At 61.6% G+C, this 24,962-nt stretch carries 28 protein-coding genes; 19 read left to right on the top strand and 9 right to left on the bottom strand.

Features of this window, described 5'->3' with window-relative positions:
* Positions 1 to 5 precede the first annotated feature (5 nt).
* The 15 genes from ccoO (DK870_RS15615) (at position 6) to hemN (ending at position 13,221) form a co-directional block, all read left to right on the top strand.
* On the top strand, positions 6 to 614 hold the full coding sequence (gene ccoO / locus DK870_RS15615) for a cytochrome-c oxidase, cbb3-type subunit II (RefSeq protein WP_060756149.1): 609 nt from the start codon (positions 6 to 8) through the stop codon (positions 612 to 614).
* A 3-nt stretch (positions 615 to 617) separates the two neighbouring features.
* On the top strand, positions 618 to 818 hold the full coding sequence (locus DK870_RS15610) for a cbb3-type cytochrome c oxidase subunit 3 (RefSeq protein WP_060756150.1): 201 nt from the start codon (positions 618 to 620) through the stop codon (positions 816 to 818).
* Positions 815 to 1,762 carry a cytochrome-c oxidase, cbb3-type subunit III gene (gene ccoP / locus DK870_RS15605; RefSeq protein ID WP_104994482.1) on the top strand — a complete coding sequence of 316 codons (948 nt, stop codon included), beginning with the start codon at positions 815 to 817 and terminating at the stop codon, positions 1,760 to 1,762. Before DK870_RS15610 ends, ccoP (DK870_RS15605) begins: the two co-directional genes overlap by 4 nt.
* A 385-nt stretch (positions 1,763 to 2,147) precedes the next feature.
* Positions 2,148 to 3,590, top strand: a complete 1,443-nt coding sequence (ccoN, locus tag DK870_RS15600; protein WP_060756152.1) for a cytochrome-c oxidase, cbb3-type subunit I — start codon at positions 2,148 to 2,150, stop codon at positions 3,588 to 3,590.
* Positions 3,590 to 4,198, top strand: a complete 609-nt coding sequence (ccoO, locus tag DK870_RS15595; protein WP_161549080.1) for a cytochrome-c oxidase, cbb3-type subunit II — start codon at positions 3,590 to 3,592, stop codon at positions 4,196 to 4,198. The genes ccoN and ccoO (DK870_RS15595) overlap by 1 nt, the downstream gene beginning before the upstream one ends.
* Positions 4,199 to 4,203: 5 nt before the next feature.
* Positions 4,204 to 4,389: a CcoQ/FixQ family Cbb3-type cytochrome c oxidase assembly chaperone gene (locus tag DK870_RS15590; protein WP_016775513.1), complete on the top strand. Its 186-nt coding sequence runs from the start codon at positions 4,204 to 4,206 to the stop codon at positions 4,387 to 4,389.
* Positions 4,386 to 5,363, top strand: a complete 978-nt coding sequence (gene ccoP, locus DK870_RS15585) for a cytochrome-c oxidase, cbb3-type subunit III (protein WP_060756153.1) — start codon at positions 4,386 to 4,388, stop codon at positions 5,361 to 5,363. The genes DK870_RS15590 and ccoP (DK870_RS15585) overlap by 4 nt, the downstream gene beginning before the upstream one ends.
* Positions 5,364 to 5,516: 153 nt before the next feature.
* A complete protein-coding gene (locus tag DK870_RS15580; protein WP_161549079.1) occupies positions 5,517 to 5,771 on the top strand; it encodes a type II toxin-antitoxin system Phd/YefM family antitoxin in 255 nt (84 codons plus the stop codon).
* Complete coding sequence (locus DK870_RS15575; RefSeq protein WP_161549078.1) at positions 5,771 to 6,181, top strand: type II toxin-antitoxin system VapC family toxin; 411 nt, start codon at positions 5,771 to 5,773, stop codon at positions 6,179 to 6,181. Before DK870_RS15580 ends, DK870_RS15575 begins: the two co-directional genes overlap by 1 nt.
* Before the next feature lie 206 nt (positions 6,182 to 6,387).
* Positions 6,388 to 7,803: a cytochrome c oxidase accessory protein CcoG gene (gene ccoG, locus DK870_RS15570; protein WP_161549077.1), complete on the top strand. Its 1,416-nt coding sequence runs from the start codon at positions 6,388 to 6,390 to the stop codon at positions 7,801 to 7,803.
* Positions 7,804 to 7,833: 30 nt separating this feature from the next.
* The gene (locus tag DK870_RS15565; RefSeq protein WP_060756157.1) at positions 7,834 to 8,367 is read left to right on the top strand and encodes a FixH family protein; all 534 of its coding nucleotides are present in this window, start codon (positions 7,834 to 7,836) and stop codon (positions 8,365 to 8,367) included.
* A gap of 7 nt (positions 8,368 to 8,374) precedes the next feature.
* On the top strand, positions 8,375 to 10,825 hold the full coding sequence (locus DK870_RS15560) for a heavy metal translocating P-type ATPase (protein ID WP_161549076.1): 2,451 nt from the start codon (positions 8,375 to 8,377) through the stop codon (positions 10,823 to 10,825).
* Positions 10,826 to 10,847: 22 nt separating this feature from the next.
* Complete coding sequence (gene ccoS, locus DK870_RS15555) at positions 10,848 to 11,060, top strand: cbb3-type cytochrome oxidase assembly protein CcoS (protein ID WP_161549075.1); 213 nt, start codon at positions 10,848 to 10,850, stop codon at positions 11,058 to 11,060.
* Entirely contained in the window at positions 11,053 to 11,736 is a 684-nt protein-coding gene (locus DK870_RS15550) for a sulfite exporter TauE/SafE family protein (RefSeq protein ID WP_161549074.1), read from the top strand. The genes ccoS and DK870_RS15550 overlap by 8 nt, the downstream gene beginning before the upstream one ends.
* A gap of 102 nt (positions 11,737 to 11,838) precedes the next feature.
* The gene (gene hemN, locus DK870_RS15545) at positions 11,839 to 13,221 is read left to right on the top strand and encodes an oxygen-independent coproporphyrinogen III oxidase (RefSeq protein WP_104994484.1); all 1,383 of its coding nucleotides are present in this window, start codon (positions 11,839 to 11,841) and stop codon (positions 13,219 to 13,221) included.
* 6 nt (positions 13,222 to 13,227) lie between these two features.
* Here hemN and DK870_RS15540 read toward each other — a convergent pair whose 3' ends face one another.
* Complete coding sequence (locus DK870_RS15540; protein WP_060756160.1) at positions 13,228 to 13,713, bottom strand: hypothetical protein; 486 nt, start codon at positions 13,711 to 13,713, stop codon at positions 13,228 to 13,230.
* A 153-nt stretch (positions 13,714 to 13,866) separates the two neighbouring features.
* On the opposite strand from DK870_RS15540, the gene fnr reads away from it, so the two are divergent.
* A complete protein-coding gene (fnr, locus tag DK870_RS15535) occupies positions 13,867 to 14,601 on the top strand; it encodes a fumarate/nitrate reduction transcriptional regulator Fnr (protein WP_060756161.1) in 735 nt (244 codons plus the stop codon).
* A gap of 81 nt (positions 14,602 to 14,682) precedes the next feature.
* Complete coding sequence (locus DK870_RS15530) at positions 14,683 to 15,231, top strand: adenine phosphoribosyltransferase (protein ID WP_090369375.1); 549 nt, start codon at positions 14,683 to 14,685, stop codon at positions 15,229 to 15,231.
* Here DK870_RS15530 and DK870_RS15525 read toward each other — a convergent pair whose 3' ends face one another.
* The 5 genes from DK870_RS15525 to dnaX all read right to left on the bottom strand — a co-directional run bounded on the left by DK870_RS15525 (position 15,232) and on the right by dnaX (position 20,861).
* Complete coding sequence (locus tag DK870_RS15525; protein ID WP_161549073.1) at positions 15,232 to 16,380, bottom strand: acyl-CoA dehydrogenase family protein; 1,149 nt, start codon at positions 16,378 to 16,380, stop codon at positions 15,232 to 15,234.
* A gap of 199 nt (positions 16,381 to 16,579) precedes the next feature.
* Positions 16,580 to 17,182 (bottom strand): recombination mediator RecR, encoded by a 603-nt coding sequence (gene recR / locus DK870_RS15520; protein WP_060756164.1) that lies wholly within the window; start codon positions 17,180 to 17,182, stop codon positions 16,580 to 16,582.
* A 66-nt stretch (positions 17,183 to 17,248) separates the two neighbouring features.
* Positions 17,249 to 18,283: an NADP-dependent oxidoreductase gene (locus tag DK870_RS15515; protein ID WP_060756165.1), complete on the bottom strand. Its 1,035-nt coding sequence runs from the start codon at positions 18,281 to 18,283 to the stop codon at positions 17,249 to 17,251.
* Positions 18,284 to 18,415: 132 nt separating this feature from the next.
* On the bottom strand, positions 18,416 to 18,754 hold the full coding sequence (locus DK870_RS15510; RefSeq protein ID WP_003193199.1) for a YbaB/EbfC family nucleoid-associated protein: 339 nt from the start codon (positions 18,752 to 18,754) through the stop codon (positions 18,416 to 18,418).
* Positions 18,755 to 18,797: 43 nt separating this feature from the next.
* A complete protein-coding gene (gene dnaX / locus DK870_RS15505; protein WP_161549072.1) occupies positions 18,798 to 20,861 on the bottom strand; it encodes a DNA polymerase III subunit gamma/tau in 2,064 nt (687 codons plus the stop codon).
* A gap of 197 nt (positions 20,862 to 21,058) precedes the next feature.
* Between dnaX and DK870_RS15500 the strand changes: the two genes are divergently transcribed.
* The gene (locus DK870_RS15500) at positions 21,059 to 21,430 is read left to right on the top strand and encodes a VOC family protein (protein WP_161549071.1); all 372 of its coding nucleotides are present in this window, start codon (positions 21,059 to 21,061) and stop codon (positions 21,428 to 21,430) included.
* On the opposite strand, the gene DK870_RS15495 is transcribed toward DK870_RS15500, so the two are convergent.
* Positions 21,344 to 22,303 (bottom strand): DMT family transporter, encoded by a 960-nt coding sequence (locus DK870_RS15495; RefSeq protein ID WP_090369367.1) that lies wholly within the window; start codon positions 22,301 to 22,303, stop codon positions 21,344 to 21,346. The two genes, DK870_RS15500 and DK870_RS15495, sit on opposite strands and share 87 nt — an antisense overlap.
* 102 nt (positions 22,304 to 22,405) lie before the next feature.
* On the opposite strand from DK870_RS15495, the gene DK870_RS15490 reads away from it, so the two are divergent.
* Complete coding sequence (locus DK870_RS15490) at positions 22,406 to 23,269, top strand: LysR family transcriptional regulator (protein ID WP_090369365.1); 864 nt, start codon at positions 22,406 to 22,408, stop codon at positions 23,267 to 23,269.
* A gap of 16 nt (positions 23,270 to 23,285) precedes the next feature.
* On the opposite strand, the gene DK870_RS15485 is transcribed toward DK870_RS15490, so the two are convergent.
* Entirely contained in the window at positions 23,286 to 23,876 is a 591-nt protein-coding gene (locus tag DK870_RS15485; RefSeq protein ID WP_161549070.1) for a hypothetical protein, read from the bottom strand.
* A 1-nt stretch (position 23,877) separates the two neighbouring features.
* Complete coding sequence (locus DK870_RS15480) at positions 23,878 to 24,924, bottom strand: N-acetylmuramidase family protein (RefSeq protein WP_060756171.1); 1,047 nt, start codon at positions 24,922 to 24,924, stop codon at positions 23,878 to 23,880.
* Positions 24,925 to 24,962: the final 38 nt, after the last annotated feature.

The raw sequence follows: 24,962 nt of genomic DNA, 5'->3' as shown, positions 1-24,962 counted from the left end.
CCGTGATGAAACACGAAACGATTGAAAAGAACGTCGGCCTGCTGATGCTGCTGATGGTGTTCGCCGTGAGCATCGGCGGCCTGACCCAGATCGTCCCGCTGTTCTTCCAGGACGTGACCAACAAGCCGGTCGAAGGCATGAAGCCCTACACCGCGCTGCAACTGGAAGGCCGCGACATCTACATCCGCGAGGGATGCGTACAGTGCCACTCGCAGATGATCCGCCCGTTCCGCGCCGAGACCGAGCGTTACGGTCACTACTCGGTAGCCGGCGAGAGCGTGTGGGACCACCCGTTCCTGTGGGGCTCCAAACGCACTGGGCCGGACCTGGCGCGCGTCGGCGCACGCTACTCGGACGATTGGCACCGCGCGCACTTGTACAACCCGCGCAACGTGGTGCCGGAGTCGAAAATGCCGGCCTACCCGTGGCTGGTCACCGCCCCCGTGGACAGCAGCCACACCGAAACCAAGTTGAAAGTGATGCGCACCCTCGGTGTGCCGTACACCGACGACGACATCAGTGGCGCCGTCGCCAGCCTCAAGGGCAAGACCGAGATGGATGCGCTGGTTGCGTACCTGCAAGTACTCGGCACTGCCATCAAGAGCAAGAGGTGAGCCATGGGATTTGAATTCGATGCGGGCACCATCCGCGGCCTCGGCACGCTGGTGGTCGCCATCGCCTTTATCGGCCTGTCGCTGTGGGTGTTCAACAACCGGCGCAATGCGGAATTCGAGCAGGCACGCCTGCTGCCGTTCGCCGATGAACCCTCTCCATCCGACGCTCAAGAAGAGCCTGTAACAAGGAGCACTCGGCCATGACTACCTTTTGGAGTACATGGATCTGCGTACTGACCCTCGGCAGCCTGATCGGCCTGACCTGGCTATTGATCGGCACCCGCAAGGGCGAGACCAAGGGCAGTGTCGACCAGACCATGGGCCATGCCTTCGATGGCATCGAGGAATATGACAACCCGCTGCCCCAGTGGTGGTTCATGCTGTTCGCCGGCACCCTGGTGTTCGCCGTCGGCTATCTGATCCTCTACCCGGGCCTGGGCAACTGGAAAGGCGTATTGCCGGGCTATGAAGACGGTTGGACCCAGAATAAGGAATGGGACAAGGAAATGGCCAAGGCCGACGCCAAGTTCGGGCCGATCTTCGCCAAATTCTCAGCCATGCCCGTGGAAGAAGTCGCGAAAGATCCGCAAGCGCTGAAAATGGGCGGCCGCTTGTTCGCCTCCAACTGCGCGGTGTGCCACGGCTCGGATGCCAAGGGTGCCTATGGCTTCCCGAACCTGGCGGACAATATCTGGCGCTGGGGCGGTTCACCTGAAGCGATCAAGGCCACGATCTTGAACGGTCGTCACGCGGCAATGCCGGCCTGGGGTGAAATACTCGGCGAAGACGGGGTAAAAAACGTCGCCGCCTATGTGCGTCATGACCTGGCCAAGCTGCCATTGCCGGCCGACAGCACTGCCGACCTGGCCGCAGGCCAAGCGGCCTTCAACACCACGTGCGTGGCCTGCCACGGTCCGCAAGGCCACGGCATGGAAGCCATGGGCGCGCCGAACCTGACCGAGCCTGCCGGGTTTATCTACGGCACCAGTCTGGCGCAGCTGCAGCAGACCATCCGCCACGGCCGCCAAGGCCAGATGCCGGCGCAGGACGTGCTGCAAGGTAATGACAAGGTGCATCTGTTGGCCGCCTACGTTTATAGCCTGTCGCACAACGCTGATGGCGCAACGCCAGAAAGCCAGTCGCAATAACCCCTGAACGCCGCCCCACTGCGGGGCGGCAACTTACCAGTGGCGAGGGAGCTTGCTCCCTCGCCACAGGGGGACTTTTAACGCGACCAAGTGTCACACCCTTCCAAAGCACAACTTTCCCCTCTCGCCATTCGGGTCTACGCTTGCTTGCACAGCGGACTGATCCTGGCGTACGCACGACTATTGTTGCGGCCCCCAAATTTTCTTGTCCACTCGATCAGCTTTTTATTTCGGATTTTGTCCTTACACCAAACATGGAAAGGGCGCAGAATCTGGCGTGGAACGCATTGATACAGGTCAGTCATTGCGTTGCAATGACCCCTCGCTTTCTACATACTTGCGGCCGATTTTACCTATAAAAAAACCTAAACCGTGGAACCTTAGAATGAGCACAGCAATCAGTCCGACTGCTTATAACTATAAGGTAGTCCGCCAGTTCGCCATCATGACGGTGGTCTGGGGGATCCTTGGCATGGGGCTCGGGGTGTTCATCGCCTCGCAACTGGTCTGGCCGCAATTGAATTTCGGCTTGCCATGGACGACCTTCGGCCGCCTGCGCCCGCTGCACACCAACCTGGTGATTTTCGCCTTCGGCGGATGTGCATTGTTTGCCACCTCCTACTATGTCGTGCAGCGAACCTGCCAGACGCGACTGATCTCCGACGGCCTCGCCGCATTCACCTTCTGGGGCTGGCAAGCCGTGATCCTCGGCGCCATCATCACCCTGCCGCTGGGCTACACCACCACCAAGGAATACGCCGAGCTGGAATGGCCGATCGCCATTTTGCTCGCCATCGTGTGGGTGACCTACGCCGTGGTGTTCTTCGGCACCATCGTCAAGCGCAAGACCAAGCACATCTATGTGGGTAACTGGTTCTACGGCGCGTTCATCCTGGTGACGGCGATGCTGCACATCGTCAACCACGCCTCCTTGCCGGTGAGCTGGTTCAAATCCTACTCGGCCTACGCCGGGGCAACGGATGCGATGATCCAGTGGTGGTATGGCCACAACGCCGTAGGCTTCTTCCTCACCACCGGTTTCCTGGGGATGATGTACTACTTCGTGCCCAAGCAGGCCGAACGGCCGATCTACTCGTATCGCCTGTCCATCGTGCACTTCTGGGCACTGATCACCCTGTACATCTGGGCCGGCCCGCACCACCTGCACTACACCGCGCTGCCGGATTGGGCGCAGTCCCTGGGCATGGCGATGTCGATCATCCTGCTGGCCCCGAGCTGGGGCGGCATGATCAACGGCATGATGACCCTGTCGGGCGCCTGGCATAAATTGCGCACCGACCCGATCCTGCGCTTCCTCGTGGTGTCCCTGGCGTTCTACGGCATGTCGACCTTCGAAGGCCCGATGATGGCGATCAAGACCGTCAACTCGCTGTCCCACTACACCGACTGGACCATCGGCCACGTACACGCCGGCGCCCTCGGTTGGGTGGCGATGATCTCCATCGGCGCGCTGTACCACATGATCCCCAAACTGTTCGGCCGTGCGCAGATGCACAGCGTCGGGCTGATCAACACGCACTTCTGGCTGGCCACCATCGGCACCGTGCTCTACATCGCCTCGATGTGGGTCAACGGCATCACCCAGGGCCTGATGTGGCGTGCGATCAACGATGACGGCACCCTCACCTACTCCTTCGTCGAAGCGCTGCAAGCCAGCCATCCGGGCTACATCGTCCGTGCCCTGGGCGGTGCGTTCTTTGCCGCCGGCATGCTGTTCATGGCCTACAACGTCTGGCGCACCGTGCGTGCCTCGGACCCTGCAGAAGCCGAAGCCGCCGCCAAGATCGCCGTTGTGGGAGCCCACTGATGAAGCATGAAGTAGTCGAGAAGAATATCGGCCTGCTGGCCTTCTTCATGGCCATCGCCGTGAGTATCGGCGGCCTGACCCAGATCGTCCCGCTGTTCTTCCAGGACGTGACCAACAAACCGGTCGAAGGCATGAAGCCGCGCACCGCCCTTGAACTGGAAGGCCGCGACGTCTACATCGCTAACGGTTGTGTCGGCTGCCACTCGCAGATGATCCGCCCGTTCCGCGCCGAAACCGAACGCTACGGCCACTATTCGGTTGCCGGTGAAAGCGTGTGGGACCACCCGTTCCTGTGGGGTTCCAAGCGTACCGGCCCGGACCTGGCCCGTGTCGGCGGGCGTTACTCCGATGACTGGCAGCGTGCGCACTTGTACAACCCGCGCAACGTCGTGCCCGAGTCGAAAATGCCGGCGTATCCGTTCCTCGTGGAAAACAAGCTCGACGGCAAGGACACCGCGAAGAAGATGGAAGTCTTGCGCACCCTGGGCGTGCCCTACACCGATGAAGACATCGCCGGTGCAGCCGCCGCCGTGAAGGGCAAGACCGAAATGGACGCATTGGTGGCCTACCTGCAGGGCCTTGGCACCCTCATCAAAAGCAAACGGTGACCTACATGGATATCGGGATGATTCGAGGCCTGGGCACCGTTGTGGTGATGGTGGCCTTTATCGGCCTGGCGCTGTGGGTGTTCAGCCCCAAGCGCAAGTCGGAGTTTGACGACGCGACCATGCTGCCCTTTGCGGATGATCCCGAAGCCATCAAGCACGTCGAGCAAGCTTCTAGGAGTAACAAAGAATGACTACGTTCTGGAGTCTGTACGTCACAGTCCTCAGTCTGGGTACCATCTTCGCCCTGACCTGGCTGCTGCTGTCCACCCGCCGGGGCCAGCGCGCCGAGCAGACCGACGAAACCGTCGGCCACTCGTTCGACGGCATCGAGGAGTACGACAACCCGCTGCCCAAATGGTGGTTCATGCTGTTCGTCGGCACCATCATCTTCGCCCTCGGCTACCTGGCGCTGTATCCCGGCCTCGGCAATTGGAAGGGCTTGCTGCCCGGCTACAACTACCTCGACACCGACAAGCAAACCCCATTCGCCAACGGCCAGACCGGCTGGACCGGCGTGCACGAATGGGAAAAGGAAATGGCCAAGTCAGACGCCAAGTTCGGCCCGATCTTCGCCAAGTTCGCCGCAATGCCGATTGAAGAAGTCGCCAAGGACCCGCAAGCCCTGAAGATGGGAGGTCGCCTGTTCGCCTCCAACTGTTCGGTGTGCCACGGTTCCGACGCCAAGGGCGCCTACGGTTTCCCCAACCTGACCGATGCCGATTGGCGCTGGGGTGGCGAACCGGCCACCATCAAGGAAACCATCATGAAAGGCCGCCACGCGGTGATGCCGGCGTGGGCCGAGGTGATCGGCGAACAAGGCGTGGCTGACGTGGCAGCCTTTGTGGTGACCAACCTCGACGGCCGCAAGTTGCCGGAAGGGGCCAAAGCCGACGCGGCCAACGGCGCGAAACTCTTCGCCGCCAACTGCGTGGCCTGCCACGGTCCCGCCGGTAAAGGCACCCCGGCGATGGGCGCCCCCGACCTGACCCACCCGGGTGCATTCATCTACGGCTCCAGCTTCGCCCAACTGCAGCAGACCATCCGTTACGGCCGCCAGGGCCAGATGCCTGCTCAGGAGCAACTGCAAGGCAATGACAAGGTGCATCTGCTGGCGGCATATGTCTACAGCCTGTCCCATGGGGATAAGCAGACCGAAGAGCAGTAAACCTGACTATCAACAAAGCCCTGCGCAGCGACAGCTACGCAGGGCTTTGTTGTTTGTTCCCCCACAGAATGACCGCTCGTAGCCTCGGACTTGCTCCTGCTCGAACCTAAGTAGTAACGTGCCTACATAAAATCTGACGAAGGGGGATACCCCATGACCATCACCACCATTTCCAGCCGGGAATTCAATCAAGACACAAGTGGTGCCAAAAAAGCCGCTCGCCAAGGGCCGGTTTTTATCACCGATCGCGGCAAGCCTGCCCATGTCCTGCTAAGCATTGAGGACTACCAGAAACTGACAGGCCTCGATGCTGACATCGTTGACTTGCTGATGATGTCGGAAGCGGCCGATATCGAGTTCGAAACCGAACGCGCCGTGATCATCCATCGACCTGTGGACCTCTCTTGATGTACCTGCTCGACACCAACGTAATCTCTGAACTTCGTAAACCCCGGGCTGACGCCAAAGTCGTCGCCTGGGCAAAAAGTGTCATTGCTCCACGCATGTTCATCTCGGCTATCACCCTCAAGGAGCTGGAGACCGGCGTCTTGCGCATTGAACGTCGAGACCCGGTGCAAGGGAAGGTGTTACGAACCTGGCTGAAAAAGCACGTAATGCCCGCCTTTGATGCCAGGATCCTGCCTGTCGATGCCGCAGTTGCGTTGCGTTGTGCGCAATTGCATGTACCCGACCAGGCTAATGAAAGTGATGCGCTGATCGCCGCGACAGCGCTGGTGCATGGGCTGACCGTCGTGACGCGCAATGTCTGCGACTTTCAGTCCAGCGGCGTTCCGTTGCTCAATCCATGGAACGAATGACCCGCCTTGAGGCAAAAACCGTCCATACTTCCCAAGTCAATTGATCCAGATCACATATACCATCAATTGAATTCCCCCAACGCGACCAAAGGTCGCACCCTTAGCGCACCACCGGGGGCGTATCATTAGGCCACTGCCACACCCCTATTTGACCCCGGCTGGCACGTACTGGCCGAGGCAAGTCTCCACCGCCGTGGGATGCAATGATGAGCAACCAGATACCGGTACATGACGTTACCCCGCCTGCCAAAAACGCCAGCAACACGGTCGATCTCTACGCCTCGCGAGAGAAGATCTACACCCGCGCCTTCACCGGCCTGTTCCGTAATTTGCGCATGCTCGGCGGTGCCGGTCTGTTCCTGCTCTATTTCGGCACGGTGTGGCTGAACTGGGGGGGCCACCAGGCGGTGTGGTGGAACCTGCCGGAACGCAAATTCTTCATTTTTGGCGCGACCTTCTGGCCCCAGGACTTCATCCTGCTGTCGGGCCTGTTGATCATTGCCGCATTTGGCCTGTTCTTTATCACGGTGTACGCCGGTCGCGTGTGGTGCGGTTATACCTGCCCGCAAAGCGTGTGGACCTGGATCTTCATGTGGTGCGAAAAGGTCACCGAAGGCGATCGCAACCAGCGCATCAAGCTCGACAAGGCACCGATGGGCGTCAACAAGTTCCTGCGCAAATTGAGCAAGCACAGCCTGTGGCTGTTGATCGGTTTTGTCACCGGCATGACCTTTGTCGGCTACTTCTCGCCGATCCGCGAGCTGGTGTTCGACTTCTTCACCGGCCAGGCCGATGGCTGGTCCTATTTCTGGGTAGGCTTCTTCACCCTCGCCACCTATGGCAACGCCGGCTGGCTACGCGAACAGGTGTGCATCTACATGTGCCCGTACGCACGCTTCCAGAGCGTGATGTTCGACAAAGACACCTTGATCGTCTCCTACGACCCGCGTCGCGGTGAAGTGCGTGGCCCGCGCAAAAAAGGCGTCGACTACAAGGCTCAGGGCCTGGGCGATTGCATCGATTGCACGATGTGCGTGCAGGTCTGCCCGACCGGGATCGACATCCGCGACGGCCTGCAAATCGAATGCATCGGTTGCGCCGCCTGTATCGACGCATGCGACAACATCATGGACAAGATGGACTACCCACGCGGCCTGATCAGCTACACCACCGAGCACAACCTGTCCGGACAGAAGACTCACAAGCTGCGACCACGATTGATCGGTTACGCCCTGGTCCTGCTGGCGATGATCAGCCTGCTGGTCACGGCATTTTTCATGCGCTCGCTGGTGGGCTTCGACGTCAGCAAAGACCGCGTGCTCTACCGCGAAAACGCCGAAGGCCGCATCGAAAACGTCTACAGCCTGAAGATCATGAACAAAGACCAGCGCGACCACACCTACGTGCTCGACGCAGCGGGCCTGCCGGACCTCAAGCTGCAAGGCCGCCGCGAGATCAAAGTCGCCGCCGGGGATATCTTCAGCATGCCGGTGGAACTGTCCAGCGCCCCCGAGCAACTGCCGTCGAGCACCAACGAGGTGCAATTCATCCTCAAGGATGCCGATGACGACAGCGTCCACGTTGAAGCCAAGAGCCGATTCATCGGCCCCCAGGTCCGATAAACAAAAAGCCCGTTAAAAGAGAGCGCCACAATGCCCGCAGCAACTGCCGCAAGCCCTTGGTACAAGCACCTTTGGCCCTGGATCATCATTGGCATCCTGGCCTGCTCGGTGACCTTGACCCTGTCCATGGTGACTATCGCGGTGAAAAACCCCGACAACCTGGTCAACGACAACTATTACGAGGCCGGCAAAGGCATCAACCGCTCCCTGGATCGCGAACAACTGGCGCAGACCCTGCAACTGCGTGCATCGGTGCACCTGGACGAGCTGACTGGCGAAGTCGACCTGCGCCTGACCGGCAACAGCAACCCGAATACGCTGGAGTTGAACCTGATTTCGCCAACCCAGCCGCAGAAGGACCGCAAGATCATCCTGACCCGTAGCGACAGCGAACCCGGGCGCTACATCGGTCAGGTCACCGACAAGGTCGACGGCCGACGCTTCGTGGAACTGCTCGGCGTAGAAGGTGACAAGACCTGGCGCCTGTTCGAAGAAGAGCAGGTCAGCCACGACAAGGACCTGCTGTTGGGTGACGAACCGCTGCAAGGTGCTGAAGACCAGTAACCCGACCATGACCAGCCCCATCCCCTGCTACCACTGCGCCCTGCCCGTCCCGGCGGGCAGCCGGTTTACCGCGCAGATCCTGGGTGAACCCCGTGAGTTGTGTTGCCCAGGCTGCCAGGCGGTGGCCGAAGCCATCGTTGCCGGTGGGCTGGAAAGCTACTACCAGCACCGCAGCGAAGCCTCGGCCAACCCCGAGGCGTTGCCGGTGCAACTCGTGGACGAATTGGCGCTGTACGACCGCGCCGACGTGCAAAAGCCCTTTGTACGCCACGAAGGCGAACTGGCGGAAGCCACCCTGTTGATGGAAGGCATCAGTTGCGCCGCGTGTGGCTGGCTGATCGAAAAACACCTGCGCAGCCTGCCCGCTGTGGCGGAGGCGCGGCTGAACCTGTCCAACCATCGCTTGCAAGTCCGCTGGGCCGACGCTCAATTGCCGTTGAGCCGGTTGCTCGGTGAACTGCGTCATATTGGCTATGCCGCCCACCCCTATCAGGCCGACCGCGCAGCCCAGCAATTGGCCGGCGAGAACCGCCTGGCCCTGCGCCAACTGGGGGTGGCCGGTTTGTTGTGGTTCCAGGCGATGATGGCAACCATGGCGACCTGGCCTGAATTCAACATCGATTTGAGCCCGGAACTGCATGTGATCCTGCGCTGGGTGGCGATGTTTCTCACAACCCCCATCGTGTTCTACAGCTGCGCGCCGTTTTTCAAGGGCGCCCTGCGCGACTTGCGTACACGTCACCTGACCATGGATGTGTCGGTGTCCCTGGCGATTGGCGGCGCGTACCTGGCGGGCATCTGGACCGCGATTACCGGGTCCGGCGAACTGTATTTCGACGCGGTGGGCATGTTCGCGCTGTTCCTGCTGGCCGGCCGCTATCTGGAACGCCGCGCTCGTGAGCGCACCGCCGCCGCCACCGCGCAGTTGGTCAACCTGTTGCCCGCCTCGTGCCTGCGCTTGAACAGCGGTGGGCAGAGCGAGCGCATCCTGCTCAGTGAGTTGGTGTTGGGTGATCGGGTATTGGTACATCCGGGCGCCGTCCTGCCGGCCGACGGGGTGATTCTCGAGGGTCAGTCGAGCATCGACGAGTCGCTGCTGACCGGCGAATACCTGCCGCAATCGCGCTTTATCGGTGACACCGTCACCGCCGGTACGCTTAACGTCGAAGGCGCGCTGACCGTCGAGGTGCGCGCCTTGGGCCATGACACCCGCTTGTCGGCCATCGTGCGCCTGCTGGAGCGCGCCCAGGCCGAGAAACCGCGCCTGGCGCAAATCGCCGACCGCGCGGCGCAGTGGTTCCTGTTGTGCTCACTGGTCGCCGCGCTGCTGATCGGCCTGGCGTGGTGGCAGTTGGACCCGACGCGGGCGTTCTGGATCGTCCTGGCAATGCTGGTGGCGACCTGCCCTTGTGCGCTGTCGCTGGCCACCCCGACCGCCCTCACCGCCGCCACCGGCACCCTGCACAAACTCGGGCTACTGCTGACCCGCGGCCATGTACTGGAGGGTTTGAACCAGATCGATACGGTGATTTTCGACAAGACCGGCACCCTGACCGAAGGTCGCCTGGCGTTACGTGCCATACGTCCCGTGGGCGCGTTGAACAGCGATGACTGCCTGAGCCTCGCCGCCGCCCTCGAAAACCGCTCCGAACACCCCATCGCCCGAGCCTTCGGGCGCGCGCCGTTGGCCGCTGAAGAAGTCATCAGTGCCCCAGGGCTGGGGCTGGAGGGGCGCGTGGGCGAACGCCGCTTGCGCATCGGCCACGCCGCCTTTGTCTGCGAACTGAGTGGGTGCCCGCTGCCTGAGGCACCGGACGCAGCCGGCCAATGGCTGTTGTTGGGCGACAGCCATGGCGCCCTGGCCTGGTTCGTGCTGGATGACCGCTTGCGCAGCGATGCACCGTCCCTGCTGGCTGCGTGCAAGGCCCGTGGCTGGCGCACGCTGTTGCTGTCCGGTGACAGTTCGCCAATGGTCGCCAGCGTCGCCGCCGACCTGGGCATCGACGAAGCCCACGGCGGCCTGCGCCCGGATGACAAGCTGCGGGTGCTGCAACGCTTGCACCAGGAAGGCCGCACCGTGCTGATGCTGGGTGATGGCGTCAACGATGTACCGGTGCTGGCCGCCGCCGATATCAGCGTGGCCATGGGGTCGGCCACGGACTTGGCGAAAACCAGCGCCGACGCCGTGCTACTGTCCAACCGCCTCGATGCCCTGGTGCAAGCCTTTAGCCTGGCGCGGCGTACCCGGCGGGTCATCATCGAGAATCTGCTGTGGGCCGGGCTATACAATAGCCTTATGCTGCCGTTTGCCGCCCTGGGTTGGATCACCCCGATCTGGGCCGCGATCGGCATGTCCCTCAGTTCCTTGACTGTGGTGCTCAATGCGCTGCGCCTGGCTCGCCTGCCGAATGTGCAGCCAGCCGGTGCCCCTTTGGTAACCCGCCCGCTGCCGGTTTGAGGCGTGCGGGCATGGAGTGCAGATGCCAGCTCTATACGTGATGATCCCGGCGGCGCTGCTCTTAGTGGGCGTGGCCATTTACATCTTCTTCTGGGCCGTGGACAGCGGCCAGTACGAAGACCTCGACGGCCCGGCCCACAGCGTGCTGTTCGAAGATCAGGACCCGAACCACCTGGCCGCCATCGACGAAGCGAACGGCCCGGAACAACCGCCCAAAGACCCTCCCCATGCTTGAGCTGCCCCCCCTGCTGGTCTCGGCGCTGATCCTCGGTTTGCTCGGTGGCGGCCATTGCCTGGGCATGTGTGGCGGGCTGATGGGTGCGCTGACCCTGGCGATTCCCAAGCACCAACGCGGCCGCAGGTTCCGCCTGCTGCTGGCCTACAACCTGGGGCGCATCCTCAGCTACGCGACGGCCGGGTTGTTGATCGGCCTGGCCGGCTGGGCGCTGGCCAACAGCCCCGCGGCGATGTTCATGCGCGTGCTCGCCGGGCTACTGCTGATCAGCATGGGCCTGTACCTGGCCGGCTGGTGGAGCGGCCTGACCCGCATCGAAAGCCTCGGACGCGGCCTGTGGCGCTATATCCAGCCCGTCGCCAGCCGTTTGCTGCCGGTGTCCAGCCTGCCCCGCGCCCTGCTGCTGGGCGCGCTCTGGGGCTGGTTGCCGTGTGGCTTGGTCTACAGCTCCCTGCTGTGGGCGGCGAGCCAGGGCAATGCGCTGGACAGTGCACTGCTGATGCTGGCGTTTGGCTTGGGCACTTGGCCGGTGTTGCTGGCGACCGGCCTGGCAGCCGAACGCGTCACCGCCTGGCTGCGCAAACGCAGCGTGCGTGTGGCCGGTGGCGTATGGGTGATTGTGTTTGGCTTATGGACCCTGCCCGGCCCGCATCAGCACTGGTTGATGGGCCATTAACGGCCATGTGGCATAGCGCCGCTCCCCGTTGATGCAAATCAACATGCCACCTGCGGCTCGCCCCTAGACTCGGCCCACTAGCCTATCCGGGGGACCGCCCGCATGCTCGACGCCATTCGTTGGGACACACATCTGATTCACCGCTACGACTTGGCGGGGCCGCGTTACACGTCCTACCCCACCGCCGTACAATTCGACAGCCAGGTTGGCACCTTCGACCTGCTGCATGCCCTGCGCGAAAGCCGCAAAGCCGCCCGCCCCTTATCGCTGTATATCCACGTGCCGTTCTGCGCGAACATTTGCTATTACTGCGCTTGCAACAAGGTGATCACCAAGGACCGTGGCCGCGCCCAGGCCTACCTGCAACGCCTGGAGCAGGAAATCCAGTTGGTGGCCTGTCACCTGGACCCGAAACAGCCCGTGGAGCAGCTGCACTTCGGCGGCGGCACCCCGACCTTTCTCAGCCATGACGAACTGCGCCAGGTGATGACGCACCTGCGCCAGCACTTCAATTTGCTCGATGATGACTCGGGCGACTACGGCATCGAGATCGACCCCCGCGAAGCCGACTGGGCCACCATGGGCCTGTTGCGTGAACTGGGTTTCAACCGCGTGAGCATTGGCCTGCAGGACCTTGACCCGGAGGTGCAACGGGCGGTCAACCGCCTGCAAAGCCTGGAAGAAACCCGCGCAGTGATCGACGCCGCGCGCACCTTGCAGTTTCGTTCGATCAACATTGATCTGATCTACGGCTTACCCAAGCAAACGCCGTTGAACTTCGCGCGCACCGTGGAAGAAGTGATCAGTCTGCAACCGGATCGCCTGTCGGTGTTCAACTACGCGCACCTGCCCGAGCGCTTTATGCCGCAGCGGCGCATCAACACCGACGACTTGCCTTCGCCTGCGGCAAAACTGCTGATGCTGCAAACCACCATCGAGCAATTGACCCAGGCCGGTTACCGCTACATCGGCATGGACCACTTCGCCCTGCCGGATGACGAATTGGCTGTTGCCCAGGAGGAAGGCAGGTTGCAGCGCAATTTCCAGGGCTACACCACCCACGGCCATTGCGACTTGATCGGGCTGGGGGTATCGGCGATCAGCCAGATCGGCGACCTGTACTGCCAGAACAGCAGCGACTTGAACCAGTACCAGAACGCCCTGGCCGGCGCGCAACTGGCAACCAGCCGTGGCTTGGTCTGCACCACCGACGACCGCTTGCGACGCGAGGTGATTCAGCAGTTGATCTGCAACTTCAGCCTGAACTTCGAGCAGATCGAACAGGCCTTCAACATTGATTTTCGCGGCTATTTCCTTGAGCTGTGGCCACAGCTGGAGACCATGGCGGCAGACGGCCTGATCGAACTGGATGCCCACAGCATTCGCGTGCTGCCGGCCGGACGCTTGCTGGTGCGCTCGGTGTGCATGGTGTTCGATGCCTATCTGGAGCACCAGAACAGGCAGCGATTCTCGCGGGTCATCTGAGCCCGGTTAGCGCGAGGCCAGGCTCATGGCTTCCAATTGAGCCGACGGTGGCTGGTCTTTCATGGCCTTGGCCAAAGCGGTCTGAGCCAAGGTCAAGCCAGCCTGTAATGCCGACACGCCAGCCTGCAGGTTGCCCACCTTCACCAGGCGCGCCTCAGGCGTCATGGAATTATCGGCCATGACCGCTGCCATTTCGGCCATTTTTTCGGCAAGCTGCTTTTTGAGTTCACGGATCATTTTCAGCAACTGCTTGACGCTATCGCTCAGGCTGCTGTTGTCGATATCGCTATTGTCCGATTGCTCGGCCTTCGATGCGCCCATCGCCTCTCCGGAGATGACCACCTTTACCCCCTCGGTGGTCTTGGGTTCGGCGGTTTCTGGCGCGGTGGGTGCCTTGGAGGCGGCGTCTTTGTCCTTGGAGGCATCGGCGGCCTTCCAGACCGACACTGCAGCCACATTAATCTGTGGGTTCTGGACACTGCTGACGGACATGATCTGAGCTCCTGCTCGTTGAGAGACAACAATGTATCGGCAGCGATACAAAAACCTGTATACCGCTGCCGCTTTTTTGTACACGCTGGCCTCAGCTACCCTCGGTGCGTTACCCTTACGTCTTATGTGTGATTTCCCACAAGGATTTAAGAAATGTCCGAGCCAGTTAAACTGCGCGCTCACAGCCAGGCCCATTGCAAGGATTGCAGCCTGGCTCCCCTGTGCCTGCCACTTTCGTTGAATCTGGAAGACATGGATGCGCTGGACGACATCGTTAAACGCGGCCGCCCGCTGAAAAAGGGCGAGTTTCTGTTTCGCCAGGGCGACAAGTTTGACTCCGTCTATGCAGTACGTTCGGGGGCGTTGAAGACGTTCAGCCTGAGCGACAGCGGCGAAGAACAGATCACCGGTTTCCACCTGCCCAGCGAATTGGTGGGGTTGTCCGGCATGGACACCGAGATTCACCCGGTATCGGCCCAGGCTCTGGAGACGACGTCGGTATGCGAAATCCCCTTCGAGCGTCTGGATGAATTGGCCTTGCAACTGCCGCAACTGCGCCGCCAGTTGATGCGCGTGATGAGCCGCGAGATTCGCGACGATCAACAAATGATGCTGCTGTTGTCGAAAAAAACCGCCGACGAGCGCATCGCTACCTTCCTGGTCAACCTGTCGGCACGCTTCCGCGCCCGTGGCTTCTCGGCCAACCAGTTCCGCCTGAGCATGTCGCGCAATGAAATCGGCAACTACCTGGGCTTGGCGGTGGAAACCGTGTCCCGGGTGTTTACCCGCTTCCAGCAGAACGAGCTGATCGCCGCCGAGGGCAAGGAAGTGCACATCCTTGACCCGATCCAGCTGTGTTCGCTGGCCGGGGGGGCGCTGGAGAGTTGATCCAGCCACCTGCGGCCGCGCCAATCGGCGGGGCCGCAGGTATACTTCGAGTCCGTTTTCCGCTCCCAGGACTCTTCGACGATGACCTTCGATTCGTTCGACATCAAATCCCTGATCCGCCCTGTCATCGACTTCCCCAAGCCTGGCGTGATCTTTCGTGACATCACGCCGCTGTTCCAATCACCCCGCGCCCTGCGCCTGGTGGCCGACAGCTTTGCCCATCGCTATGTAGAAGCCGACTTCACGCATATCGGCGCGATGGATGCGCGGGGCTTTCTGATCGGCTCGATCATCGCCTACCAGTTGAACAAGCCGCTGATCCTGTTCCGCAAGCAAGGCAAGCTGCCCGCCGATGTGTTGGCCGAGGGTTACCAGACCGAGTACGGTGAAGCCTTTCTGGAGGTGCATGCCGACAGTCTGTGCGAAGGCGACTCGGTCTTGATGTTCGATGATTTGATCGCCACCGGCGGCACCCTGATCGCTGCCGCCAACCTGGTGCGTCGCATGGGCGCGAAGATCTTCGAAGCCGCGGCGATCATCGACCTGCCGGAGCTGGGCGGCTCACAGCGCCTGGAAGACATGGGCATTCCGACGTTCTGCCTGACCCAGTTCGCATTGACCGAGCGCTGATCAAAGCCCCATCTGCTTGCTGATGATTTCATTCATCACTTCGCGAGTGCCACCCCCGATGGACAGGATGCGGTTGTCGCGGTACAGCCGCTCCACCAGGTTGCCACGCATGTAACCCTGGCCACCGAGGATCTGCACCGCGTCATAAGTGACGCGGTCGGCCGTGTCGGTGGCGAGGTTCTTGGCCATGGAAATCTCCTTGATCACACTCTTGCCGGCGGCCATCTTGGCCGCCTGGCGATAGGTGAATTCGCGGGACACTTCCACGGCAGTGGCCATTTCCGCCAACCGATGCTTGAGCACCTGAAACTTGCCGATGGGCTTGCCGAATGCTTCGCGCTGGGCAGCCCACTCAAGGCTTTGCTCAAGCGCCAGTTGCGCGGTCATATTGGCCATCAACGCCAGGGCCAGGCGTTCGCTCTGGAAGTTGTCCATGATGCAGGCAAACCCCATATTCTCGGCGCCGATCAGGTTGCTCACCGGCACCCTGCAATCGTCGAAGAACAGTTCAGCCGTGTCCGACGCCCACCAGCCCATCTTCTTCAGGGGCTGACCGACCGTGAAGCCTGGGGTGCCTTTTTCAATGAGCAGCAGGCTGATACCGCCAAAGCCCGGCCCGCCGGTACGTACGGCGACGGTGTAGAAGTCGGCGCGGCTGCCACTGGTAATAAAGGTTTTGCTGCCGCTGACGCGGTAATGCTCGCCCTCACGGACCGCACGGGTTTGCAGGTTGGCCACATCAGAACCGCCGCTCGGCTCGGTTACGGCCAGGGCGATGATCTTCTCGCCGGACAACACCTGCGGTACGACACGCTCCCGCAACGCGGGCCTGGCCCATTTGACGACGGGTGGCAAGCCGATATCCAGCGAACCCAAGCCGGCCACTACCCCGCCAGAGCCGCAGCGCATCAACTCTTCACTGGCGGCCACCTTGGCGAACAGGTCACCTTCATGGCTGCCGCCAAGCGCTTCGGGATAACCGATGCCCAGAATCCCCGCAGCACCTGCCTTGAGGTACAACTCGCGGGGAAAGCTTGCGGCCTCCTCCCATTGCTCGATGCCCGGCAACATCTCGCGCTCGACAAAACGGCGCACGCTGTCGCGGACCAAGAGGTGGCTGGGGTCGAAGTAGTCCTGATAGGCAGACATCGGCAAACTCCACGCAGAGGTAGAGCGAACTTACCAAGCGCTTGCTTGGCTATCAAGCCGGACGCGAATACTGCCAACAATGCAAAACCAATGTGGGAGGGGGCTTGCTCCCGATAGCGGTGGTTCAGTCAATCAGGTATCGACTATAAGGTCGCCATCGGGAGCAAGCCCCCTCCCACAGTTTTTGCTGCGTTGTTCTTTAGAGGGCGATGGGCTTGCGGCCGGCAAAGGAGTGCGCCAAGGTGCCGCCATCCACCAGTTCCAACTCGCCACCCAACGGTACGCCATGGGCAATACGCGAGGTGACCAGGCCCTTATTGGTCAGCAGCTGCGCGATGTAGTGCGCCGTGGCCTCACCTTCCACCGTCGGGTTGGTGGCCAGGATCACTTCGGTGAAAGTGCCTTGCTCTTCAATGCGCGCCACCAGTTGCGGAATGCCGATGGCTTCCGGCCCCAGGCCATCCAGGGGTGACAAGTGCCCCTTGAGCACGAAGTAGCGCCCGCGGTAACCGGTCTGCTCCACCGCGTACACGTCCATCGGCCCTTCCACCACACACAACAGCGTGTCGTCACGGCGTGGATCGGCGCATTGCGGGCAGAGTTCTTCCTCAGTGAGGGTGCGGCACTGGCGACAGTGCCCCACACCCGTCATGGCCTGGCTCAGGGCCTGGGCCAACCGGGTACCGCCGCTGCGATCACGCTCCAGCAATTGCAGCGCCATGCGTTGGGCGGTTTTCTGACCCACGCCCGGCAAGGTACGCAAGGCGTCGATCAGTTGGCGAATCAGGGGGCTGAAGCTCATGGGCAATGGGTCCGACAAAACAACGAGACGCGGTTTATACCCGCGCCCCGGATTAGCGTCAAATGGTCAATCCTGCGCGAGGCGCACCACCAACTTGCCGAAGTTGCGCCCTTCCAGCAAACCAATAAAGGCTTCGGGGGCCTGCTCCAGCCCGTCGACCACGTCCTCGCGGAACTTGATCTTGCCGTCGCGCACCCACGGCGCCATCGCACTGAGGAATTCGGGCTGGCGGTCGCCATAGTCGTCGAACACGATAAAGCCCTGGATACGTACGCGCTTGGTAAGCAAGGTCCGTTGCAATGCCGGCAGGCGATCCGGCCCACTCGGCGCCTCATGGGCGTTATAGCCGGCGATCAGGCCGCACAGTGGAATACGTGCCTTGGGGTTGAGCAGCGGCACCACCGCATCGAAAACCTTGCCACCGACGTTTTCAAAGTAGATGTCCACGCCCTTGAAGCACGCCTGGGCCAGCTCATCGGCAAAGTGCTCGCTCTTGTGGTCGATACAGGCATCAAAGCCCAACTCGTCCACCACATAGCGACATTTATCCGCGCCACCGGCAATCCCCACCACACGCAAGCCCTTGAGCTTGGCCACCTGCCCCACCACCGAACCCACCGCGCCGGACGCCGCCGCCACGACCAGGGTCTCGCCAGGCTTGGGCTGGCCGATATCCATCAACCCCATATAAGCGGTCATGCCCGGCATCCCAAGCACGCCCAACGCCATCGATGGGCTCGCCAGGCCCTTGGGCACCGGTATCAGGTTGCGACCGTCGGAAATGCTGTGGCTCTGCCAGCCGGTAGAGCCGACCACCAGATCGCCCACCTCGAATTTGGGATTACGCGATTGCTCAATACGGCTGACGGCGCCACCGGTCATTACCTCGTCGATTTCTACCGGTGCTGCGTAGGACGGTGCGTCACTCATGCGTCCACGCATGTAAGGGTCGAGGGACAGGTACAGCGTCTTCAACAGCACCTGGCCGTCCGCCAAGTCCGGCAGGGTCACGCGTTCCAGACGGAAGTTTTCCGGCGTCGGCGCGCCTTGGGGGCGAGAAACCAGGACAATGCGCTGGTTCAGGACCGGTTCTTGAGGCATGAGGGGGCTCCTTTATCGAGTGCGTCGGTATAGGGTGCAGACCTTGCGCACCCCGCCAGGGTTCGATCGGATCACACAAACAAAAATGCCAGGCACGCGGCCTGGCATTGGAGTCTAGCTAACGCCGCCCGATCAGAACGGCAGCTTCATGCCCGGAGGCAGTTGCATGCCGGCGGTCACGCCGGACATTTTGTCCTGGCTGTTGGCTTCGATCTTGCGCACCGCGTCATTGACGGCGGCGGCGAACAAGGCTTCGAGCATTTCCAGGTCATCTTCGCCGACACCTGGCAATACGCTTGGGTCGATGCTCACGCGCTTGATGTCGTGACGACCGGTCATCACCACGCTGACCATATCGCCACCGGCTTTACCGGTGACTTCGGCGTTGGCCAGTTCTTCCTGCATCTTGGCCATCTTTTCCTGCATCTGCTGTGCCTGCTTCATCAGGCCGGCCATGCCACCTTTCATCATGGGAATCACCTCAAAGTACGTGGATCAATTTAGTAGCCCGGTGTCAGGATGCCTGGGGCACCGGGGCTTCGACAGGTTCAATTGTATCTTGGCGAACGACTGCGCCGAACTGTTGCATCATTTGCTGGATGAGCGGGTCACCATGGATCGAATCTTCCGCTTCGCGCTGGCGGTTGATACGCCGACGCGTGGCGGCCTGCGCCGGCGTTTCCTGCTCGGGCTTGATCAACTCGATGCTGATCGTCAGCGTGCGCTCATGGTACTGGTTCAGGGCATCGTTGAGACGACGCTGCTGTGTGGCGTTGAACAGCGCGCTATGGGCCGGGTCCAGGTGCAGCAGCCAGTGATCGCCTTCGATGGAGATCAGCGTGCAGTTGGCGGCGATACTGCCGGTCATGCCGGAAATCGGCAATTTCGGGAACAACTCCAGCCATTGCAACGCCAGGCCGGTGGCCGGTGCCGCAGCGGGCTCGGCTTCGGGCTCCGGGGCCGGCTCGGCGGTGTGTTCGCTGGCCAGGTCATCCAGGTAGCTGTAGGCCGAATCCATATCCGGCTCGATGTAGTCTTCGTCCAGCGGCGGTTCGTCGTCGAGGTCCATGCCTGGCGTGGCGGCATCTACCTGGGCCACGGTCGGCTCGGGAACCGGCGCGCTGACCCACTCAGGGGCGTCGGGCACCACGCTGTCCGGGGTCGGCGTGGGCATCGGCGTCAGTTCCGGCTGTTCGCCGGTGGTTTCCAGCACGGGCTCCACGGCCGGCGCCATCTCGGCTTCCACCGGATCATTCCAGGGCAGGTCGACGACCGGCTCGGGCTCGGGCTCGACGACAGGTTCCGGTTCCGGCTCAGGTTCAGCTACCGAAGCGGGCACAGGTTCAGGCTCAGGTTCATGAACCGGCACAACCGGCGCGGGCGCAGCAACCACTGGCGCGACCACCGCCGCGCCAGCCACTGGTTTGGCGGAATCAACTGTGGCCTGGCTGATCCCCACTGGCTTTAGCGGCTGTCTCGGCGCGTCTGCCGAGTCCGCAGGCCGGAAGGCCAGCATCCGCAGCAGGACCATCTCAAAACCGCTACGCGGGTCCGGTGCCAGGGGCAGGTCCCGACGGCCGATCAGGCCCATCTGGTAGTAGAACTGCACATCTTCGGCCGGCAATGCCTGGGCCAGGGCCAGCACGCGGTCGCGGTCGCCATGGCCGTTGTCGACGCCTTCAGGCAGCGCCTGGGCAATGGCGACCCGGTGCAGCACATTGAGGATTTCCGAGAGCACGCCGTTCCAGTCCGGGCCTTGCTCCGACAGGTGGCGCACGGCTTCGAGCAACGCCTTGGCGTCGCCGTCGATCAGCGCGTGCAGCACATCGAAGACCTGGCCGTGGTCGAGGGTGCCGAGCATGGCGCGCACATCGGCGGCCATGACCTTGCCTTCACCAAAGGCGATGGCCTGGTCGGTAAGGCTCATGGCATCGCGCATCGAACCATCGGCAGCACGACCGAGCAGCCACAACGCGTCGTCTTCGAACGGCACGTTCTCGACGCCCAGCACGTGGGTTAAATGCTCGACCACCCGCTCGGGGGTCATGTTTTTCAGGGAGAACTGCAGGCACCGCGACAAAATCGTTGCAGGAAGCTTCTGCGGGTCGGTGGTGGCCAGGATGAATTTGACGTAGGGCGGCGGCTCTTCCAGGGTTTTCAACAAGGCGTTGAAGGAATGGCTGGAGAGCATGTGCACTTCGTCGATCAGGTAGACCTTGAAGCGGCCACGACTCGGTGCGTACTGCACGTTGTCGAGCAGCTCGCGGGTGTCTTCGACCTTGGTACGGCTCGCGGCGTCGATCTCGATCAGGTCGACGAAACGCCCTTCATCGATTTCCCGGCACACCGAGCAGGTGCCGCAGGGTGTCGAGGTGATGCCGGTTTCACAGTTCAGGCATTTGGCGATGATGCGCGCAATGGTGGTCTTGCCCACCCCACGTGTACCGGTGAACAGGTAGGCGTGGTGCAACCGCTGGCTGTCCAAGGCATTGATCAGAGCCTTGAGCACATGGGTCTGGCCGACCATTTCGCGGAACGAGCGCGGACGCCATTTACGTGCAAGAACCTGATAACTCATCGAAAACCGTCGCAACTGGAGAGCAGAGGCCGGTAATGCTAGCGGAGCAAGGGGGAAATTGCATCCGGCACGCTCGTCTAATCTGATTTGGCAGGCCTGGCAGGCCCTGCAACAGGCTCGATACGCTCCTGACAAGAACTGACAGCACGGTCTTATAGACTCGGTTTCACTTATCCCCCCGTGCTCAAGGAGCCTGCATGAACACCGTCGGTCACTATTTCCTGCTGTACGTCGACAGTCCCGCCACCAGCGCCAACTTTTACAGCCGCTTGCTGGACAAGCCGCCGGTAGAGCTGGGCCCGACGTTCGCTCTATTCATCCTCGACAACGGCGTCAAGCTGGGCCTGTGGTCGCGGCACACCGTAGAGCCGGCCGCCCAGCTCACCGGGGGCGGTGGCGAAGTAGGCTTCTCGCTGCCTGACAAAGCAGCCGTCGATACCCTGCACGAGCATTGGCTGGAACGCGGCGCGACGATCATCCAGTCACCGACCGCCATGGATTTCGGCTACACCTTTGTCGCCCAGGACCTCGATGGCCATCGGCTGCGGGCGTTCTGCCTGAGTGACTGAGCCCCAGCGCCCTTCCAGGCTGATGGCAGCCACGCTGGCCAATACGACCACCCCGCCGAGCATCACCTGCAACGCAATGTGCTCGCCCAGCAGCGTTGCCGCCATCACCATCGCCACCGGTGGGATGAGGTACATCGCCACCGCTGCGCGACTGACGTCGACATGCTTCAACACATAGCCCCAGGCCAGGTACGCCAGGGCGCTGGGGAAAATACCCAGTACCAGCACCGAGAGGTTCTCCGGCCACGGCGCCTGCATCACCGCGGCCGGCAGGCCCGGCAGGTTCACGCCCAGCATCAACGTGCCGAACCACACCATGTAGCACGCCATGGTCAGCGGGCTGTAGTGGTGCGCATAGTGTTTCTGGATAGCGAAATAGACGCTCCACGAAACGGCCGCCAACAGGAGCAGCAAGCCACGCGGATCGATCTCCCCCACCCCCGCATCGCCCCAGATCACCATCAACACGCCGACCAACCCCAACAGCACACAGCCCCAACGCCAGGCACTGACACGCTCCTTCAAGCAGAACGCTGCGATCAACACACTGAACAAAGGCGCCGACTGAGCCAGCACACTGGACGCCGCCGCCGTCACCCACTGCTGCCCGTTGTTGAGGCTGGTGTGATGCAGGAACACGCCAAAAAAGCCCAGCACCAGCAACCACGGCAGGTCGCGCAGGCGCGGCCGATCAATACCCACTGCCAGCGCAACGCCGCCCATGAAGACCGACGCGATCAGAAACCGCAGCAATGCCAATTGGCCAGGGCTGTAGCTGCGCAGCCCCATATGTATGCCGATCGGCGAGTAGGCCCAGCAGAGGATGACGCTGGCGATGACTAGCGTAAGCTTGAAGGGTGACGGGGTATTCATTGACGGCATCCGCAAACTGAGTAGGAATGCACTCAGTCTTGGCTGGCATGGGACGCAGGACAATTAACCGTTTCTGACTTCTGAAATCACTGGAACTGAGCAATGGAACTGGCCCAACTGAAAATGGTGCGAGCCGTGGCGCAAACCGGCAGCGTGGCCCAGGCCGCCCTGCAACTGCACTGTGTGCCGTCCAACATCACCACGCGCATCAAGCAACTGGAAAGCGAGTTGGGCACGCCGCTGTTCATCCGCGCCGGACGTGGCCTGGCGATCAGCGCCGCCGGTGAAATCTTCCTGGAGTACTGCGAGCGCATCCTGGCGTTGGTGGAAGAATCCAAACGCGCGGTGGACGTCAACGCGATTCCCCGTGGCACCTTGCGCATCGGTGCCGTGGAATCCAGCGCCAGCGGGCGCCTGCCGCCCTTGCTGGCGGAATACCACCGGCGCTATCCCGAGGTCAGCCTGGAACTGGTCACCGGCGCCTGGGCGCAACTGCTGGACGACCTGCAACACCACCGCCTCGATGTGGCGCTGGTGGCCAGCGGCAACAAGCGCGCCAAGCTCGAACACAGCGTGGTCTACAGCGAACGCCTGGTGCTGATCGCCAGCGCCTCCAGCGAACCGATCAGCAGCGCCAAGGACCTGGCCGGACGCACCTTGCTGGTGTGGCCACCAGGCTGCCCCTACCGCGCCGCACTGGAAAACTGGGTCAAACCCCACGACTTCAAGCCGAGCATCGCCAGCTATGCCAGTTGGGGCACCATCATCGGTTGCGTGAGTGCGGGGATTGGCGTGGCGTTGGCGCCGGAGGGCATCCTGGCCCGCTATGAGCAGGCCAATCAGCTGGCGTCGTACCGGTTCGAGGAACTGCAGGCGGTGGACAACCTGCTGTTCTGGCACAAGGACACCCAACGGCATCTGGCGCGAGATGCCTTCGCCGGGTTACTGCGGGAAACCTTTGGCTGACGCCATTGGGTCTGTGTCAGCTCTTCGGGGCGGCCAGGCGTGCGTACTGGTCCTGGCTGATCCAGCCGGTGAACGAACGATCGTCGGCATTGATGAACTCGACTTGCGCCCAACCATCCTTGAACGCCAGCACGCCGACCACGTCATTCTTGACGATATACGGGCGCTTGGTCGCCTTGGCGCTGGGGGTCTTGAGCAGGTAAGCCTTGTCGGCGGACACCTTCACCAGGCCGATCCATTTCGTGTTGGCGGTCTGGGTCAGGTCCAGGCCGGTGGCGATCTCCGGCATCAGCACATTGAGGCAGCCAGGGTGCTGGCGGCCTTCTGCCACGGTCAGGGTCACACCGTCCGACGAGGGTGCCACGCTGCCAGGGTAGGCGTTGTCGAGCCAGGTCGTCAGCGCAGCGGGCTTGCCTTGCAGGTAGAACGCACAGCTGCGGGTCACGCCCTCGCCCATGGCTTCTGAGTAGTAGCCTTCAACCTGGTGCTCAGGCGTCACAGCCAGCATCAGCCCTTCGTACTTGCCTGAATGCAATGCGGGCGAACCGGCAAAGGCCGGTACCACGGCGCACAACGACAACACACCCATCGCTAGAAAACGCATCATCTTATTTTTTCCCTTCCAGTTTCTCGTAGGCTTTTTGCATCAGCACGTCGTAGTTGCCGTAGTCCTCGCCGTTATAGTTGCGCGCCATGCCGGTAAAGTCCTTGGCCTTCATGGCTTTCATCAACGCCGGGCTCTTGCTGCAAAAACCGAGGAACGCCTTTAGTTGGTTACCGGCATTCACTTTCAATGCCGCGGCGAATTCAAACACCGTCTTGTAACCGCATGACGCGTAGTTGAAGCCCATGATCTGAAACATACCCCAGGACGCCGACATCAACGCCGCTTCCTGATCCAGCGCGAAGGCGGTGGCCATGGTTTCCCAAGCCTTGGTCTGGTCCTTGTTATTGGCCTGCCACTGCGGTCCGGCCTTTTTCTTGTAGGGGTAAGACAGCAGCGGGTGCGCCTGGTCGTAGATGTGCTTGGTGTACTTGCGAAACAGGTGCCCTTCGAAGGCGATCACCGGCAACTTGGCCGGGCCAAACCCCGAACGTCCGCCGGATTCCACCGTGGCAAAGGCCTTGATGATATTCACCGAAATGCCGCCACCCAACTGCGTGGCGGCGTTCTGGAAGTCGGTATCACTGAGGGTCATGCCCCCGTCGCACGTGGCCTGGAGCATCAACTGGCGGTTACGCCGCTCGGCCTCGACCATCGCGCGCATGCGGTCCAGATAGACGTTGACCGTGGCCTGCACGGCGTCCCCCTGGTTGTTGCCGAACACATTGAGAAAGCTCGGAATGCGCACGCCCGGAAAGGCTTTGACCGGCACCTTCACCGCTTCTTCGATGAGGCTGTTGAAGGTACGACCGGTGGGGTCGATCACACCATCGGGGTGGGCATACTTGAGATGACGGAACTGGTACTGGCTGATGCACTGCACCAACTGGCCATCGCACTTGCCGTTTTCGGCCAGCGGAAAACCCATTTTGGGAATGATCAGATTGAATAAATACTGGACGCACTGCACATCGGCGGGCAAGTTGCGGGCTTTACCGGGAGCACCTACCGAAGCACTGATAAGTGGAGGCAAACCTTGCAGGCTTTTCATGACAGACATCCTTGTTAGTTAAAGAAGTGATAGCACTT

The sequence above is a fragment of the Pseudomonas sp. Q1 genome (assembly GCF_009935975.1).
Classification (GTDB): domain Bacteria; phylum Pseudomonadota; class Gammaproteobacteria; order Pseudomonadales; family Pseudomonadaceae; genus Aquipseudomonas; species Aquipseudomonas palleroniana.
Note: the sequence above shows the minus strand (reverse complement) of the source record. Positions and strands in the feature narration are given on the sequence as shown.